The sequence below is a fragment of the Desulfovibrio sp. OH1186_COT-070 genome (assembly GCF_003860215.1).
Lineage (GTDB): Bacteria > Desulfobacterota > Desulfovibrionia > Desulfovibrionales > Desulfovibrionaceae > Desulfovibrio.
In genome coordinates this window covers 1-16,191 of the sequence record NZ_RQYH01000015.1, presented here as the reverse complement: position 1 = coordinate 16,191, position 16,191 = coordinate 1, and the positions used below count along the sequence as shown (strand labels likewise).

General features: G+C 62.4%; 14 protein-coding genes and 1 pseudogene. 8 read left to right on the top strand and 7 right to left on the bottom strand.

What is annotated here, in order from left to right; genetic code table 11:
• Window positions 1-25: 25 nt before the first annotated feature.
• From EII23_RS06725 to EII23_RS06715, 3 genes are all read left to right on the top strand, one after another.
• Window positions 26-598: an electron transport complex protein RnfA gene (locus tag EII23_RS06725; protein ID WP_124792626.1), complete on the top strand. Its 573-nt coding sequence runs from the start codon at window positions 26-28 to the stop codon at window positions 596-598.
• Window positions 599-697: 99 nt separating this feature from the next.
• On the top strand, window positions 698-1,582 hold the full coding sequence (rnfB, locus tag EII23_RS06720; RefSeq protein WP_124792625.1) for an RnfABCDGE type electron transport complex subunit B: 885 nt from the start codon (window positions 698-700) through the stop codon (window positions 1,580-1,582).
• A gap of 18 nt (window positions 1,583-1,600) precedes the next feature.
• Complete coding sequence (locus tag EII23_RS06715; protein WP_124792624.1) at window positions 1,601-2,605, top strand: FAD:protein FMN transferase; 1,005 nt, start codon at window positions 1,601-1,603, stop codon at window positions 2,603-2,605.
• A gap of 43 nt (window positions 2,606-2,648) precedes the next feature.
• Here EII23_RS06715 and EII23_RS06710 read toward each other — a convergent pair whose 3' ends face one another.
• The 3 genes from EII23_RS06710 to EII23_RS06700 are packed head-to-tail and all read right to left on the bottom strand — an operon-like array spanning window position 2,649 to window position 4,672.
• Entirely contained in the window at window positions 2,649-2,993 is a 345-nt protein-coding gene (locus tag EII23_RS06710; protein WP_124792623.1) for a hypothetical protein, read from the bottom strand.
• Window positions 2,990-4,081 (bottom strand): translation initiation factor IF-2, encoded by a 1,092-nt coding sequence (locus tag EII23_RS06705; protein ID WP_124792622.1) that lies wholly within the window; start codon window positions 4,079-4,081, stop codon window positions 2,990-2,992. The genes EII23_RS06710 and EII23_RS06705 overlap by 4 nt, the downstream gene beginning before the upstream one ends.
• Before the next feature lie 3 nt (window positions 4,082-4,084).
• A complete protein-coding gene (locus EII23_RS06700) occupies window positions 4,085-4,672 on the bottom strand; it encodes a hypothetical protein (RefSeq protein WP_124792621.1) in 588 nt (195 codons plus the stop codon).
• 263 nt (window positions 4,673-4,935) lie between these two features.
• Here EII23_RS06700 and serS point away from each other — a divergent pair, with 263 nt between their 5' ends.
• Window positions 4,936-6,210: a serine--tRNA ligase gene (gene serS / locus EII23_RS06695; protein WP_124792620.1), complete on the top strand. Its 1,275-nt coding sequence runs from the start codon at window positions 4,936-4,938 to the stop codon at window positions 6,208-6,210.
• A gap of 15 nt (window positions 6,211-6,225) precedes the next feature.
• On the opposite strand, the gene EII23_RS06690 is transcribed toward serS, so the two are convergent.
• The 3 genes from EII23_RS06690 to EII23_RS06680 are packed head-to-tail and all read right to left on the bottom strand — an operon-like array spanning window position 6,226 to window position 10,103.
• Window positions 6,226-7,305 (bottom strand): tetratricopeptide repeat protein, encoded by a 1,080-nt coding sequence (locus tag EII23_RS06690; RefSeq protein ID WP_124792619.1) that lies wholly within the window; start codon window positions 7,303-7,305, stop codon window positions 6,226-6,228.
• Window positions 7,306-7,307: 2 nt separating this feature from the next.
• Window positions 7,308-9,035 carry an LIC12162 family transferase gene (locus EII23_RS06685; protein ID WP_124792618.1) on the bottom strand — a complete coding sequence of 576 codons (1,728 nt, stop codon included), beginning with the start codon at window positions 9,033-9,035 and terminating at the stop codon, window positions 7,308-7,310.
• Window positions 9,036-9,038: 3 nt separating this feature from the next.
• A complete protein-coding gene (locus EII23_RS06680) occupies window positions 9,039-10,103 on the bottom strand; it encodes an N-acetylneuraminate synthase family protein (protein WP_124792617.1) in 1,065 nt (354 codons plus the stop codon).
• Between the two features lie 173 nt (window positions 10,104-10,276).
• Between EII23_RS06680 and EII23_RS06675 the strand changes: the two genes are divergently transcribed.
• The 4 genes from EII23_RS06675 (at window position 10,277) to fliS (ending at window position 15,905) form a co-directional block, all read left to right on the top strand.
• The gene (locus tag EII23_RS06675; RefSeq protein ID WP_124792616.1) at window positions 10,277-11,188 is read left to right on the top strand and encodes a DMT family transporter; all 912 of its coding nucleotides are present in this window, start codon (window positions 10,277-10,279) and stop codon (window positions 11,186-11,188) included.
• Window positions 11,185-11,820, top strand: a complete 636-nt coding sequence (gene rdgB / locus EII23_RS06670) for an RdgB/HAM1 family non-canonical purine NTP pyrophosphatase (protein ID WP_124792615.1) — start codon at window positions 11,185-11,187, stop codon at window positions 11,818-11,820. Before EII23_RS06675 ends, rdgB begins: the two co-directional genes overlap by 4 nt.
• Window positions 11,821-12,164: 344 nt before the next feature.
• Window positions 12,165-15,281: a flagellar filament capping protein FliD gene (gene fliD, locus EII23_RS06665; protein ID WP_124792614.1), complete on the top strand. Its 3,117-nt coding sequence runs from the start codon at window positions 12,165-12,167 to the stop codon at window positions 15,279-15,281.
• Window positions 15,282-15,317: 36 nt separating this feature from the next.
• Complete coding sequence (gene fliS / locus EII23_RS06660) at window positions 15,318-15,905, top strand: flagellar export chaperone FliS (protein ID WP_124792613.1); 588 nt, start codon at window positions 15,318-15,320, stop codon at window positions 15,903-15,905.
• 202 nt (window positions 15,906-16,107) lie between these two features.
• Here fliS and EII23_RS06655 read toward each other — a convergent pair.
• Window positions 16,108-16,191 (bottom strand): annotated as a pseudogene (locus EII23_RS06655) (IS5/IS1182 family transposase); the annotation flags it as partial.

Genomic DNA, 16,191 nt, shown 5'->3' with positions numbered 1-16,191 from the left:
GCCGCCGATACGGCAAGGAAAAGGCATGGACGTTCTCGCCATTTTTGTTTCCGCCATTTTTGTGAACAATATCGTGCTGGCCCAGTATCTGGGCAACTGCCCGTATGTGGGTTGCTCCCGTGAGCGGGGAGTGGCCCTGGGCATGGGCGGTGCCGTGATATTTGTCACCATGGCGGCCACGCTGTGCACCTGGCTGATGCAGAAACACGTTCTGGATCCTTTTGATCTTTCCTATCTGCAAACGATTGTCTTTATTGTTGTTATTGCGGCTCTTGTGCAATTTGTGGAAATGTTTCTGAAAAAGGTCATGCCGCCTTTGTATGCGGCTCTGGGCATTTTTCTGCCCCTGATCACCACCAACTGCGCCGTCATGGGCGTGGCCATCCTTGTGCAGCGCGAAGGTTATGGTCTGGGAGAGGGCATGCTCTGGGGGCTGGCCTATGGTCTGGGATTCACCCTGGCCCTGCTGCTCATGGCCGGCATACGGGAAAGGCTGGACACCTGCCGGTTGCCCAAGGCCATGGCGGGGACTCCGCTGGCTCTGGTCATGGCGGGGCTCATGTCTCTGGCGTTCATGGGGTTCAAGGGCATGGGATAGCCCTTCTGCCGGGCCGCGCAAGGGAGGGCCTCCCCTGCTGCGGACGGAGTGACGGGGCAGCCCCTGGCGTGCGGGACTGTTTTCGGCAAGGACGGTACTATGGTTTCTGTATCCATTTTGACGTTGTTCGCCCTGGGTCTGTCGGCTTCTGTCGTGCTGGCCGTGGCTTCCCGCGTTTTTTACGTCAGGGAGGATCCGCGCGTGGAGGCCGTGCTGGATGCCCTGCCCGGTGCCAACTGCGGCGGCTGCGGTTTTGCCGGGTGCGAGGGATACGCTGTCGCTGTGGTCAACGATCCCGACATCCCTGCCAACAAATGCTGTGCGGGCGGGGCGGCGATCAGCATTGCCGTGGGGGAGTTGACGGGGAAAACCGTTGCCGATGCCGAACCCCTGTTTGCCCTGCGCCGTTGCGACAAGCTGGGCGGCCAGGTGGGGCTGCGCTACGACTATCAGGGCATGCCTTCCTGCGCAGCGGTTTCGAGCATGCGTGGAGGCACGGACTCCTGCGCGTTTTCCTGTCTGGGATACGGCGACTGTGTTCAGGTATGCCCTTTTGACGCCATGCATCTGGAAGAAGGGCTTGTGGTGGTGGACACAACGCGCTGTACGGGCTGCGGAACCTGTGTGTCTGTCTGTCCGCGCGGGGTGCTGCAACTGGCCCCCCTGCGGGCGCGGGTGGGGGTGATCTGCAATACCAGAGACAAGCTGCGTGCTGTCAGCGATGTCTGCAAGGTGGGCTGCATCAAATGCCTGCGCTGCATCAAGGCCTGCCCGGCCAAGGCGGTGAGCCTTGAGGATGACCGCATTGTCATTGACCACAAGCTGTGCCTCTCTTACGGCGAGGAGTGCGCTTTTGCCTGCGTGGCTTCCTGCGGCAGAGATATTTTCCGCCGCAAAACAGGGGCGGACATGCTGTGCGAGCACTGTTCGGGCCATATTCCGGCCGATGCCGCGTATCCGGAAGAAGCAGTGGCTGGCCGTTGAAGCCGGGATGGAGGGACCATGGCAAAAAGCTGCAACCGTCGTTTTTTTCTGAAAAGCCTGCTGGCCGGAGGAGGACTGCTGGGCGCGGGGCCGGTATTGTCCGTTCTTTCCGCAGCGGCGGCCCCGGCCGGGGAGATGGAGCAGGAGCGCAGCCTGACCAGAACTGCCCTGTTCATGGGAACAGTGGTCAGCATTATCGTGGCCGGTACTGACCGCCGGACGGGGAGCGAGGCGGTGGAGCGCGCCTTTGCCGTGGGGCGCGGGCTGGAAGGCGTGCTGACGCGTTTTGACGGCAATGCGCGGCTGGCGGAGCTCAACCGGCAGGGCCGTCTGGGCGATGTGCCTCCGGCGATGGCCGCTGTGCTGGAAAAAGCCCGGCACATGCACCGCGTGACGTCCGGAGCTTTTGACCCCACGGTTCTGCCTCTGGTGCGGGCGGCGGAAAGCGGACAGCCCGAACTGGTGCGCCGGTCTCTGCCGCTGGTGGGCATGGAGCACGTGGATTTTTCCGGCGGCGGGATCCTGCTGCGGCGGTCGGGCATGGCCCTCACTCTGGACGGCATCGCCAAGGGGCACATTGCCGATGCCATGTCACGGGAACTGACGGCGGCGGGCTGCCCCGACCATTGCATTGATGCCGGCGGGGACATTGTGGTCCGGGGCCGCAGGCAGGACAAACAGCCCTGGCGCATCGGAGTGGAAGATCCGCACCGCCACGGCAGGCGGCTGCATGTGCTGTCGCTGGCCGAAGGCGGCGCTGTGGCAACGTCGGGCATTTCCCGCGCAGGAGCGCCCCGCGCTTCCGGACGGCTGGTCAACCCGGCCACGGGCGGCGAGGCCGCGCAGGCGCGCGCCACAGTGCTTGCACCCGATTGCGCCACTGCGGACGCGCTGGCCACGGCCCTGTCTGTCATGCCGCCCGTTGCGGCCCTGGCCCTGGCGGACGCGCAACCCGGCTGCGCATGCCTTCTTGTGCGGCACGACGGCCTGACGCTGGCTTCCCGGAACTGGCCCCGGGGCTGAATCTTTTCGGGCGCGGCTTTGCCCCTTCTTCGGCAAAACCCGGTCACAAGCCGGAATGCGCCAGAACGTGGTTCAGCGGCACGGTCCGGCTCTGGATGCTCCCGTCGCGGAAGACATGGCGCGTCATGCGCCAGCCGTCCATATCCAGAATATCCAGCTTGCCCTGATGGAGCGGCCCGAGACGGGCCGAGAGAAAATCCAGGGCTTCCGCATCGGGGAAATATGTGCCTTCAAAGGAAATGCGGGCCATATCCCCGTCTTTTTCCAGCACGGGAATATCTTCCGTATCCGGCAGGGCCGAGGAGCAGATGCGCTCCAGCCCCGCATACAGCGCAACGTCCACCGGATGGATGTGGCCGTAAACCTTGAAAAGAGGGGTGCGGCTCACGGCCTTTCCTCCATGCTTCTGCGCGGGGTATTTTCACTGTTTGGCAGGCAAAGCCCCCGCGAGCGGGCCTGGACCATGCCTTCACAATCTCCAAGCGCGCAGGCTTCGGCAAAATCCCGGCACATCTCGGCATCGGCGCGGCGCAGCAAGCGCAGGGCTCCGCGCGCCCGCAGGCGGCGGGCTTTTTCCAGGTCCGGAAGGGTATCTTCCAGCGATGCTGTCAGGTCCTGCTCGGCCAGAGCTGGCTGTTGCAGGCGCCAGTGCGCCAGTGAGCGGATATAGCGGGCACGGCTCATGGCCGGATCAAGGCGCAGGGCCTGTGTGCAGGAGGCTGCGCATTGCAGGGGCATGTCGCGCTGCAACTGGGCTTCGGCCAGAAGGAGAAACAGGAGAGCATTGTCCGTCAGTTTGCGCACGGCCTGCTCCAGAACGGGCAGAAAGGCGGGGGTGGTCAGCCAGCCGATATCAGAGCGGCAGAGCGCGTCCTGCGCCAGGCCCAGAGCTTCCAGATGGTCGGCCAGGCTTTCTTCGGGGGGCTGTCGCGGCGTTCCCGGCGGACGCGCTGCAAGCCGGAGCCAAATGCCGCCGGGCACCGGCGGAGGGAGCGCGGCAGCTTCTGCCAGCAGTTTTTCCGTTGCCCGCAGGAGATGAAGGCGCGCGGCCAGCAACTGGGGCGCGCGCAGATTTTCGCTCAGTGTCTGGCGCGCATGGGGCCGCGCGAGAAGCGTGACCGTGCATTCCTTTCCCTGGTGGCGGACAAGGGGGGTATACAACTGCGCGGCCAGCGCCATGCGCTGGCCTTCTTCCGGCAGATTCATGCGAATTTCCGCGCTGGGGGGCAGTGCGCGCGCTGCGGTGCGCAGGGCTGCGAGCAGGGCTGCGGAACCGGCGCAGATGCGCGCCTGTTCCGGGGGCAGGTCAGCAGCGGGGCAGGCCGCGGTTGCGCTTGCCGGAGAGGCGAGGGGCAACGGGGGGGGAAGAGGGGGCGCTTCTCCTGAAGGGGGAGCGGCCCAAGGCCCATGCCCTGCCGTGAGCACGGCCAGCACGGCTGCCAGAGCAGCCGTGAAGAGCCGGTGCAGAATCCGCATGAATTATTTTTTGCCCTCAATGGCCTGAATGATCTTGCGGGCCACAGGTTTGACAAGGTCTTGCAGAGTATCCTGCATCAGGTTGTCGGCAGCGCTTCCGGAAGGCAGGCCGGTGCGCGACTGGGAGGCGTGCAGTGATTCACGCACAATGCGGGCCTGCCGGTTGGACAGGGAAAAGTCGACCCGCAGGGAGGAGGTCAGTTCCGTGGCGGAAATTTCCCGCAGTTCGGCTTCGGTCAGTTGCCCGAGGACCAGATAGTCGGGATTGCCCTTGCGCGCTTCGGCGACGCCCAGCGCGTAGGAAACCTGGAGCCCGTTCCGGGAAAGCTCGTCGGCCAGCGCCTTGCTGACCCACTGGGAAGGAATGTCGCTGGTCACAAAGGCGCTGCGGTCGCGGCGCGTGCCGATGTTGCTCTGATCCAGCCGTTTGTCTTCAAAGGCGACCACGGTCACATGGGGCGCGTTGGGCGCGGGAAGCACCGTGTTCTCAAGGCGCGGCAGGGGCAGAAGGCGGACAGTATTGCCCGGGCCGCAAGCTGCCGGGAGCACGGTCAGAACGGCAAACAGCACAAAAATTTTGAAATGCTTCATGATGCCCTCGCGCGATATCAGGGAATTTCACGATTTGTCCCTATATCTGTATACAGAAAAAAAATCTCTGGCAAGCCGCGCTTTGTCCCGGAAGACAGGGAGTTTTTTGCTGTTTTGCGCCGTTCGGAAAATATGCCTTTTTGGGCGAGAAGGGCTTTGGGGCGAAAGGTTTGGCGAAGCTGCGCCCGCCTTGCGGCCGAAAGCGCGGCGTGCTACAGCCATGCGGCGAATATGTGGCGGCAAAACGCCTTGGGGGAAGTGGTATGATTGATCTCAAGCTGGTGCAGAAGCAGCCGGAAGTGCTGGAAAAAGCTCTGAAGGCGCGTTGTTCGGACCTCAGTGTCGAGGAATTTCTGCAACTGGACGGGCGTCGTCGCGCCCTGCTCACGGAAGTGGAAAATCTCAAAAGTCGCCGCAATGCGGCTTCCGCCGAGGTGGCGGCCCAAAAGCGTGCTGGTGGGGACGCCGCAGCCCTGCTGGAAGAACTGGGCCAGCTTTCGGACCGCATCAAGGAGCTGGATGCCCAGGCCGCCCAGGCCAGGTCCGAGGTGGAAACATGGCTTCTGCGTGTGCCCAATCTGCCCCATGCGTCGGTGCCCGTGGGGCGTGACGAGCAGGAGAATGTGGAAATTTTCCGCAAGGGGCACATACCGGTTTTTGATTTCGCGCCGCGTGAGCACGGCGACATCGGCACCGCGCTGGGCGGGCTGGACTTTGTGCGTGCGGCCCGCCTTGCGGGCAGCCGCTTTGCCCTTTCCCTGGGTTGGGCTGCGCGTCTGGAACGGGCGCTGAGCAATTTTTTTCTCGACCAGCATACCGGGCACGGGGGATATGTGGAAGTCAGCCCGCCGTACATGGTCAACCGCGCGTCCATGACGGGCACGGGCCAGCTGCCCAAATTCGAGGAAGATCTTTTTGGCCTGCGGGACTGGGAATATTATCTGATCCCCACTGCGGAAGTGCCGCTGACCAATCTGCATGCCGATGAGGTGCTGGCAGAGGACGATTTGCCCCGCGCCTACTGCGCGAGCACGCCCTGCTTCCGCTCCGAGGCGGGCAGTGCGGGCAGGGATACGCGGGGGCTGATCCGCATGCACCAGTTCACCAAGGTGGAAATGGTGCGCTTTGCCCATCCTGACGACAGTTTCAACCAGTTGGATCTCATGCTGGACCATGCCTGCCGTCTGCTGGAACTTCTGGAGCTTCCCTTCAGGGTCATCACCCTGTGCACCGGCGATATGGGCTTCAGCGCGGCCAAAACCCATGATGTGGAAGTCTGGATGCCCGCGCAGAACACCTACCGTGAAATTTCGTCCTGTTCCAACTGCACGGATTTTCAGGCCCGCCGCGCCAATATCCGCTTCCGGCCAAAGGGCGGCAAGACCGTCTGGGTTCATACCCTCAACGGTTCCGGCCTGCCCACGGGACGCGCCACGGCCGCCATTCTGGAAAACTTTCAGCAGAAAGACGGCAGTGTGCGGCTGCCCAAGGTTCTGGCGCCCTATATGGGGGGGCTGGAGGTCATCGAACCGGCGTAGCTCCGCGCCAATGCCCTATTGTTTGGGGGGCGATGTCTGGCGTGCGGTATTCTTTCGGGGAGGGGATTTTTTGGGGGCCTTGCCCGACTTTGCATCCTTGGGCGGCGCGGCGGAAGGCGCTTTGGCCTTGCCGCTCTGGCTGCGCACCACATCCCTGGCGTCAGGATCCCCGTTTTTGGCCGCGAGGTGGTACCAGCGGTTGGCCTCGGTAAGATTGCGGGGCACGCCGGTACCCTGATCGTACATGAGTCCAAGGCTGTACTGGGCCGCAGGCTCGTTCTGTTCCGCAGCCTTGCGGTACCAGTCCACTGCCTGGGTATAGTCCTGCGCCACGCCGCGCCCCTGCTCGTACATGAAGCCCAGATTGTACTGGGCCGAAGCCATGCCCTGCTCGGCGGCACGCGTGTACCAGTGCACGGCACGGGCGGGATCCTGGGCATAGCCGCGGCCTTCCGCATACATGAAGGCCAGGTTGTTCTGCGCCTTGGCGTGGTCCTGTTCGGCCGCCTTTTCAAACCAGTGGGCTGCCTTGGTGTCGCTCTGGTTTTCGCCGGTGCTGTTGAGGTATATCCAGCCCAGCGAATACTGGGCCGAAGCCAGGCCCTGGTTGGCCGCACGGGTATACCAGTCCACAGCGGCGTTCTCGTCCCTGGTCACACCGCGCCCCTGGGCGTACAGATAGCCCAGATTGTACTGGGCCATGGCCAGCCCCTGTTCGGCGGCCTTGCGGAACCAGCGCGCGGCCTCGCGGTAGTTGCGCGGAACGCCGCTGCCGGAAACCAGAGCCGTTCCCCAGGAATTCATGGCGCTGATATCGCCTTTTTCGGCTGCCAGGCGAAAAAATTCCGCAGCGCGCGTGGCGTTTTTCTTGACCCCTTTGCCCTCCAGAATCAGACGGCCCATGACGTAGAGGGCCTCGGCGTTGCCGCTGTCTGTCAGGGGTTTGAGAAGGCGCGCGGCCTGTTCGTAGTCGGCCTTGTCCAGCGCGGCCTGGATCTGGGCCAGAGCCGCCGCATCGTCGGCGCGGGCCGGGACGCACAGCGCCAGTGTCAGACAAAACACCGCCAGACGGAAAATATGCAAGACATGTTTCATGGTCACAAACTCTTCAGGGTTTTGATCCAGAAGGGAGAAGGACTGCCCGGCACTGTCCATGCCTGTGCGGCGCAGTATGCGCTGCGGGCATTCTGCACGGCGGGGGTGGCCCACCACGCGCGCGGATCCGTCCAGACCTCTGCCGCTTTGGTGGCCGCCTGTCGGGGCGTGGAATGCCAGATGCCCGCTTTGGCCAGAATTTCCCTCAATTCTTCCGCTTCCGGCGTGAGCGGCCAAAAATCCTTGCGCCAGAAGAGAATGGTGGGAATATTGGCGGCCAGAGCTTCCAGCAGTGTGGTGCCGTTGTGGTCCAGAACAAGCAGGCGGCAGGAATCCATATGGGGAGCAAGAGGCCCCGTGGCCATGCGCACCTGCGGAAAGCGTTCCAGCAGCCAGTCAGCATCGCGCAGGCTCCCCGGAACGGGAAAATAGGGGCGGTAGAGCGTTGCGGCATGCAGCTGCTGGCTCAGGCCGGAGAGAAAAAGCGCCTTGTCCTGCCGGTACTCCACCATCTGCCGGGGATTGGGGTGGGCGTCCATACGGTAGCCGAAGGCGGGCATTTCCGTGCCGACCAGCAGCAGCCCCGTGCCGTTTTTTTTGCGCTGTCGGCTCGCGGCACGGGCCAACTGGGGATAGGGCAGGGGGATGAAGTGGCCCCTGCAGCCTGTATGCCGCTCCCAGCCCCAGGTGGCAAAGGCGTGCTGGCTGTACTCCACCAACTCCACATCCGTGACGCAGCGCGTCTGTCCGTAGTCGCTGCCGTGCTGCACATACATGAGGCGGTTGCCGCGCCCCCGCCAGAGGGCGAGGGTCTGGCGGTAGGCAGCGTCTTCATAGGCCAGAACGCTGGCCACACGCAGGCGCGGGCCCCAGGGATCCGGGGAAATTTTTTCGGGGTGGCGCAGGCGGGCCAGTTGGAGCGGCAGAAACGGCAGGAAAAGGGGCAGCGGATCGGCGGCCAGCGGGGCGGGCAGATCCAGTGCCAGCCCGGTATGGCGGCTCGCATACTCCTGCTGCGGGCAGGAGCGGTCAGCGCCGCGGCTTTTGTGCAGCAGCGCCAGGGAAAAACGCAGGCTCTGTCCTGTGCTCATGCCCTTGAGGCGGGGAAAGGGCAGGCGCAGCATGGCGTTGCGCAAAAGGTCGCGCAGACCTTCCCTGCCGCCGGGCCGCTCAAGGCTGCCGTAGCTTTTGCGCACCGGGGCAAGCTGTGCGCTGCTCCAGGCTGTGGGCAGGCTCGCTTCCAGCAGACGGGAAAACAGCCAGTGGTTGCAGGTATGCCCCAGTGCTCCGTGCCGCACAAAGTCGGGGCCGGTGGCAAAGGAAAAAGCGCAGTCCGGCGGCAGCAGGGGCACATGCAGTTCCTTGTCGCCCCAGGCGGCGTACATGGCCTTGACACGCCACCAGCGTTCCACAATCTGCTTGGCCACGCTCACCACCCAGGGCGTGAGGAGGGTCTCCCAGTATGCGGAAGGGAGGTTCTGGCTGTGGGGGCAGAGGTGCGCGGCCACGGCGGGCAGCACATCGGCGCAGAGCGCTTTTGCCTCGCCGCAGGCGCGTTCCTGCAGGGCGGCATCGGTCAGGGGTTCGGGCGCGAAGACAAAGAGTTTTTCCCACTCGGGGAAAAACTCTTCCTGCCCGGCGAAGCACCACGGCCCGGCGGCCCAGTGCGTGGCCGGATCCGCATGGCGGGGCATGCGCCCGAGCACAAGGGTGACGCGCCCTGCGTTCATGGTTCAGGCCCGGTCGAGATCCGCCCAGGCAAGCATCGTGTCTTCGGGCAGGTCGCGGCGCGCGCGCAAGCCGAGAATTTCGTCATAATGGCGCGGGGAAATGCCGTGGGCAGGGCGCTTCCAGGTAAGGTCTTCCGGGGTCAGGGGCTGTCCGGCGGGCACGGCGCGGGCAGTGACCAGAGAGCGGCGCGCATTTCTGCGGGCCGGTTCTTCTTCGGGCAGGGCGCGCAGTTCCAGGGGGCCTACGCTGGCCAGGGTGGCCTCAAGCCGCTGCCGGAAGTTCTTCAGGTCGTCCTTGTCCATGGCGTGGTAGTGATCGTTGCCGGGCAGGGTCTTGTCGTGGGTAAAGTGTTTTTCCAGCAGGCGCGCGCCCAGCAGCACGGCGGTTTGCAGGATGTGCATGTCGTCGCCGGGCAGGGTGTGGTCGGAATAGCCGATGACATGGCCCGGATAGTGTCTTTTGAGCGCCGGTATCATGCCCAGGGCGGCGTTGGCGTCGGCTGTGGGGTAGTTGAGCACGCAGTGCAGCAGGGCGAGCTTGTTGCCCTTGTCTTCGATCCACTCCACGGCTTCGGCGATTTCGTGCAAATGGGCCGCGCCTGTGGACAGAATGACGGGTTTCTGGAAGTCGCAGAGAAAGCGGATAAAGGGTTTGTTGGTGATGTCCGAGGAGGATATCTTGAAGGCATCCATGAGGTCATTGAGAAAACAGGCCGACTCCACGTCAAAGGGAGTGGAAAGAAAGGCGATGCCTGCGGCATCGCAGTGTTTTTTCAGTGCCTCGAATTCGTTTTTCCAGAAGGAGTCGTGCTTTTTGAATAGCTCGTACTGGCTTTTGGTGGGTTCCTTGCTGGTATCCCAGTATGCGGGAGAATCTTTGGAAGCCAGGGTTCCCGCCCTGTAGGTCTGAAACTTGATGGCGTCGGCTCCGCCCCAGGCTGCCTCGTCAATGAGGCGGCGGGCTGTATCCATGCTGCCCTCGTGATTCACCCCCGCCTCGGCAATGATGTAGGGTCTGGGGATGACGGTTTCCTGGCGGGGCAGGTCAAAGACATCTGCAAGTTTCATATCCGCTTCCTTGTTGTGGGCGTAAGATGCGGCAGCATACGCCCATGCGTTGCAAAAGAAAAGCGTCTGCTGTGGCCGGGGAAACGCGCTCTGGCTGTCTGCCGCTTTTTTGTATACCATGCCCCACGTGCAGGGCTGCTGGTCCCGCACATGCCCGTTTTTCCGGAGTCGTCATGCGCAGTGCAGCCATTGGTCACGGAGCGGCCGCTCTCGCCACCGCCGTATGGGCCGGAAATTTTGTTCTGGCCAGAGCCGTTGCCGATCTCATCCCCCCCTGGCAGTGCAATTTTTGGCGCTGGCTTGTCGCGCTGGTCGTCATGCTGCCCTTTGCCTGGCCGCACTTGCGGCAGGATTGGCCTGCCATGCGCAGGCGCTGGCCATATCTTTCGCTCATGGCCATTCTGGGCGTGACCCTGCTCAACACGCTCATCTACAAGGGCGGGCAGACCACGGAAAGCCTGAACATGGCTCTGCTGGTGCCCACAGCTCCCATCCTCATTCTGCTGCTTTCGCGTGTTTTGTACGGAGAAAAAATCACGCCGCCCCGTCTGGCGGGCATTCTTGTGGTGCTTGCGGGGGTGGTGATTCTCATTTCACGGGGCAATTGGGAGCGACTGGCCGCATTGCAGATCAATCCGGGCGATGCCTGGGCCCTTGGGGGAACCGTGTGTTTTGGCCTGTATTCGTTGTTCATGCGCAAGCGCGGCACAGACATTTCTGCCGTGGGCTTCAGCGTGGCCACCTTCGCCCTGGGGCTGCTCTACGCCCTGCCCTTTACCGTGGCCGAGGCGCTCCTTCTGCCGCGTCCCGTTTTTTCGGTCCCACTGCTGGCGGGGCTGCTGTATGCCGGTCTGGGCTGTTCGGCCCTGGCGTTCTGGCTGTGGACTGTGGCCATTGACCGTATCGGCCCTGTCAAGGCGAGCATGGTATATTATACCCTGCCCGTTTTCGCCGGGGCGGCTGCGGTGGTTTTTCTGGACGAGCGGGTGGTCATGGCGCAGATCGTCGGCGGCCTGCTGATTCTGGGCGGCGTGTGCGCCGCCACGGTGCCTTTTTCCCGTTCCGGCAGCAGGAGGAAAACATGAGCAGAGACAAGAAAACGCGTATTGTTCTGGCTACGGGCAATGCGGGCAAGGTTCGCGAACTGGCCGGGCCTCTGGCGGTTTTTGGCATGGAAGTGGCGGGGCTTTCGGACTTTCCCGCCATCGGGGACATTGAGGAAACAGGCAGCAGCTTCGAGGAGAACGCCCTGCTCAAGGCCCGCGCCGTAGCGGCGGCCACAGGGCTTGTTTGCGTGGCCGACGATTCCGGCCTTGAGGTGGACGCGCTCGGCGGGGCTCCGGGCATTTTTTCCGCCCGCTATGCCGACGACTGGGCGTATCTGCCGGGCGAGAGCCGCGATGCCCGCAATATCCGCAAACTGCTTGCCAGTCTGGCGGGCGTGCCCGCGCCGCAGCGCGGCTGCCGTTTTGTATGCTGCATGGCCGCAGTCCGGCCCAAAGGCGGGGAATTGGCGGTGCGCGGCGTGTGGGAAGGCCGCTTGCTGGAGGCGGGGCGAGGAACGGGAGGTTTTGGATATGATCCTGTTTTTTTTGATGAAGAAAGCCAAATGAGCGCCGCAGAGATGCACCGTGACGAAAAAAATGCCCGCAGCCACCGGGGCAAGGCCCTGCGCGCCCTGCTGGAGGGCTGGGAAGCCTTTGTTTCTTCAGAGTGAGGGCCGCTGCCCGCATTTTGCGCGCATGCGGCGGCAAAATCTGCGGGTGAAAAACGTGCCGCCCATAAGTTTTTCCGCTTTTTGCCGTTAAGAACGGCAGGAGGCTCCCCGCCGGAAAAAGTTTCCTGCGGGAGGCATGACAGCGGAAATCATGCTCCGGCCTGCCGGAGCTTTTGTTTTTTCGGGGCGGGCACATGCCGCGTTAGCACATATCTTGCAGCTATTGCGGGAACCCCTTGCCGCGCGGCAGGTTTTTCCGCACGGCGCATCGGCGGGAATGGTTGCCGAAGGTTTTCTCCCGCCCGCAGCGCGGGCAACGGAACGCACAACAAGGCGGGACGCCCATGTCCATCAGCATATCGGGATCCAATGCCATGTCCGGCTTGAGCGGCATGGATACGAATTTTGATACGGTTCTGGCCAAACTCAAGAGCGTCGAATCCACCCAGATCCGGCGTCTTGAAGCCTGGAAATCGGACTGGAAGCTGCGCTACGAGGCTTTCGGGAAAATCATCGAACAGGTGCAGGCCGCCAGCAGCATGCTCTCCACCCTGGGCGACAGAAACAGTTTTGTCACCAAAAACACGGCCAGCAGCGCCCAGAACATCGTTACTGCCGTGGCCAGCGCGGCGGCGCAGGACGTGCAGCACAGCATCCATGTGCAGCAGATGGCCAGCAATGCCATATGGGCCAATACAGGGCATGTGTTTGACGCCAAAACCGACCTGATCAATACCACCGACAGCCCCCAGACTTTCGAGTTCAGCTATGCGGGCAAAAAACACAGCATGGTTGTTCCTGCCAAGACGACCCTGGATTCCTTTGCCAGTATGGTCAACAATTCCGTGGACAATCCCGGCATCAAGGTCAGTCTGGTGCGGACAGGTTCCGGATATGTTTTTCAGGTGGCGGGCAAAAGCACCGGCGCGGCCAATGATCTGATCATTCACAGCTCCAATCTGGTGGGCATGAACGCCGCCGGTTCCACCTCTGTCTGGCAGAGCAACGCGGCGCTGGACATGGGGCAGGCCCTCACCAATCCCACGCATTTTGCCTATGATCTGCTCATGGAAGACGGCAACCGTTTTTCCGTGAGCGTCACGGGCGACAAAACCAATGCCGATCTGGTCACACAGATCAACGCCCAGGTCGGGCGCTCCATTGCCAGTCTGGACGGATCCGGCAATCTGACGCTGGCCGATGTCAAAGCCGCCTACCGGCGCGACTCCGTGGCGCAGCCCACATTCAGCACGGCTTCCGCCACGTTCACGGTGGGTTCCGACCCCGGATCCACCCTGCTTTCCGGCCCGCTGACCGTGACGCTGAACATGAACAACGGCGTCACCTCCGGCACCCGCACCCTGACCATTGAAGCGGGCGTCAGCGTCAGGGATGCCCTGATGCGCATTGCCCAGGCAGCGGGCTCCTCCTCGGCGGAAATGACACTGAACGGCAGCGGAAGCTGGAACATGAGTCTGGCCAACGTGGAGGGCGTTTCCCTGAATTTTGCCGACAGCGCCAGCGATGCGGCCAAGATGTCGTTTGCGCTCACGCCCGCCAGCCTTGGAGAAAAGGTTGTGGGCCAGGGCGGCGCACAGAGTTTTACCGCTTCCACAGCGCTGACCTTTGCCGCAGACAAGCTTGCTTCAACGCTGAGCGCCGATGCGGGTGGGCGTTATGTGTACACCGTGGTGCGCAGCGACGGCAGCACCGTGCTGGTGGACGAACTGGCGGCCTCTGACGGGGGCGGCCCCATCACGGGGGCCGCGACCTACCAGCAACTGGCCGAGGCCATTGCCGCGAAAATGGGCGTTGCCGCAGGAACGGACGCAGACGGCAACCGTACGGTGCTTCTTGACAATGTGGAGAGTTTTTACCTGAGCGCGGGCACAGGCGGCGGCATGGACGGGGTGCGCGCCAAAACCGAGGCCAGCGTAAGCATTACGGGCATGACCGCTGCGGACACGCTGGAAACGCCTCCGCAACTGAACTACCGTATTGTGGGCAATGACGGCACTCCTGTGGAGTTTTCCCTGCCCGGCGGTTCGACAATGGCCGCGGTTCTGACCGAAATGAAGAACAGAGGCCTGAATGTCGGCCTGCTGGATGCCGATGGGGCTGCCGTGGATATTTCCGGCGGCATTCCCGCTGCCGGGCAGTACACGTTGACCGTGGGCAATGTGGGCTCGGTTTCCGGGCCGGGCATCACGGGGCAGGTGGCCTCCTCTTCCAACTGGAACATCCAGCGCGCTGCCAACGCCAGATTTCTGGTGGACAACTGGCCCATGGTCATGGAGTCGGAGAGCAACAGCGTCAGCGATGCGGTGGAAGGGGTGGTGTTCAGTATCCATGACGTGGGCAAGGCCTCCATCAGCGTGACCACGGACATCGCTTCTGTAGAAAAATCCATCCAGAATTTTCTGGACGCGGTGAACTCCGTTATCCTGACGATCCGTGAGTACACCAAGTACGACAGCGCCAAGGAAGTGACCACCTTTGATCCCAGCAAGATGGACAGCGACAATTACAGCCCCTCGCAGCTCACGTCGGAAAAAGGCGGACTGTTGCAGGGCAACTACGGAGTGCAGCTTTTCAAGTCGCGCTTCAGCAGCCTGCTGAACAGCTCTCCCCCCGGGTTTCTGAGCCGCCAGAGCGCCGGGGATATTCTTTCCGGGGATCTTCTGGCCAACCTCGCCAACCTGGGCATCAAGACCAATACCGAAGAAAAGAGCGAACACTACGGCCTGCTGGAAATCGCGCCGTCCTCCTCCATCGAGGCTCTGCGGCAGATGGACCAGGAAAACTATTCCACCATGATCAACAAGAACCTGGAAGCTGTGGTGGATTTTTTCTGCAGCAGCGGCACGGGAGCCAGCACGTCCTCCGATTTCCGCTACGGCAGCCATGTGGCGGGCATCACCAAGGGGGGGAGCTACGATGTCTCCTATACGGTGGACGGCCAGGGCAATATCACCAAAGTTCTGGTGGGCGGGGTGGAGGCCGTGCGGGACACGAGCCAGCCCGGATATTACTACAGCGTTTCGAGCGGCGACGCGCGCGGCTTGTCCCTGCAGATCGACAACCTGAGCGCAGGCGAACACACGGGGCAGATACGCATCAAGGAAGGCATGGTGCAGACGGTCAACAACTTCTTGAAGAGCGAGTTGGCCTTCAGCAATGTGGATATCAGCCCCCACTCCACAGAGGCGCAGAAAGCGGACGTGTTTGCGCTCAAGTCCAAAAACGGCGCGCTCATGGTTTTGCGCGAGAACTATAAAGACATCATGGGGAATATCGACAAGAAAATATCAAGGGAACAGGACAGACTGAGCCTGTGGGAATCCCGGCAGAAAAAATATTTTGCCAGACTGGAAACCCTGCTGAAGCAGTACGACAGCATGCAGACCCAGTTGACGTCACAGATCAAGTCGCTGACCGGGACTTCGTCCGGCAAATCATAGCCGGGGCAGCGCAGGAACGCAGCAGAGGAAAATTTTATGAACAAAGCGGCGCAGGCATATTTTCAGACCAAGGTGGGCACCACGGATCAGGGGCATCTTCTCATCATGCTCTACGACGGCGCTCTCAAATATATCCAGCAGGCACGCACAAAGATGCTGGCCAATGATTTTGCGGGCAAGGGCATTCTGATCTCCAAGGTCATCGACATCATCAACGAGCTGGCGTCCTCCCTGAACATGGATCGGGGCGGCAGTTTGGCCGTCAACCTCAACAATCTCTATCTGTTGTGCACGGCGCGTTTGCTCCGGGCCAATCTGAAAATGGACATGGAGTCCCTCGACAGCGTGGAGGCCATCCTTTCCGACCTGCGCGGAGCCTATGCCCAGATTGTGGAAACGCCGGAGGCCCGCAAGGCTGCTGAGGATATCGCCGGGCGCATGCAGCCTGTGGGCTCCGCACCCAGAGCGGCCCAGCCCGTGACAGCCCCGCCCGTGAACGTTGTGCCGCGCTCCCAGGCCCAGGCGGCATACGGACGCAACGCCTTGCAGTCCCCTGCCGCCGCAATGCCCGCGGGCCGGGCGCATGTGCAGGCCTTTGACCCGGCCCTGGTACGGAGCAAATAGCCGCGCGGCGGGGCAAAAAGCGCGCTGCATACGGCATGCAAAAAAAAATGTGGACAAGCAGAACGGCTTTGGCTATCTCCTGAAAAACACTGTTTCGTGAGGTCGAAAATGTTTTTTTCTCTCCCTGTCTGTTACCGCAAACCGTTGGTGGTGGCGCGTCCCTGACGTGAGGGGAGAGGTGCGGCCCGTCTAGATAGTGTCGTCAAATTATTTTTGCCCACAATGAGATGCACCTGATTTGCACGGCGGCAAGGAAGGAAAGGCTTCGTTTTGCGTAGCGCGTAGC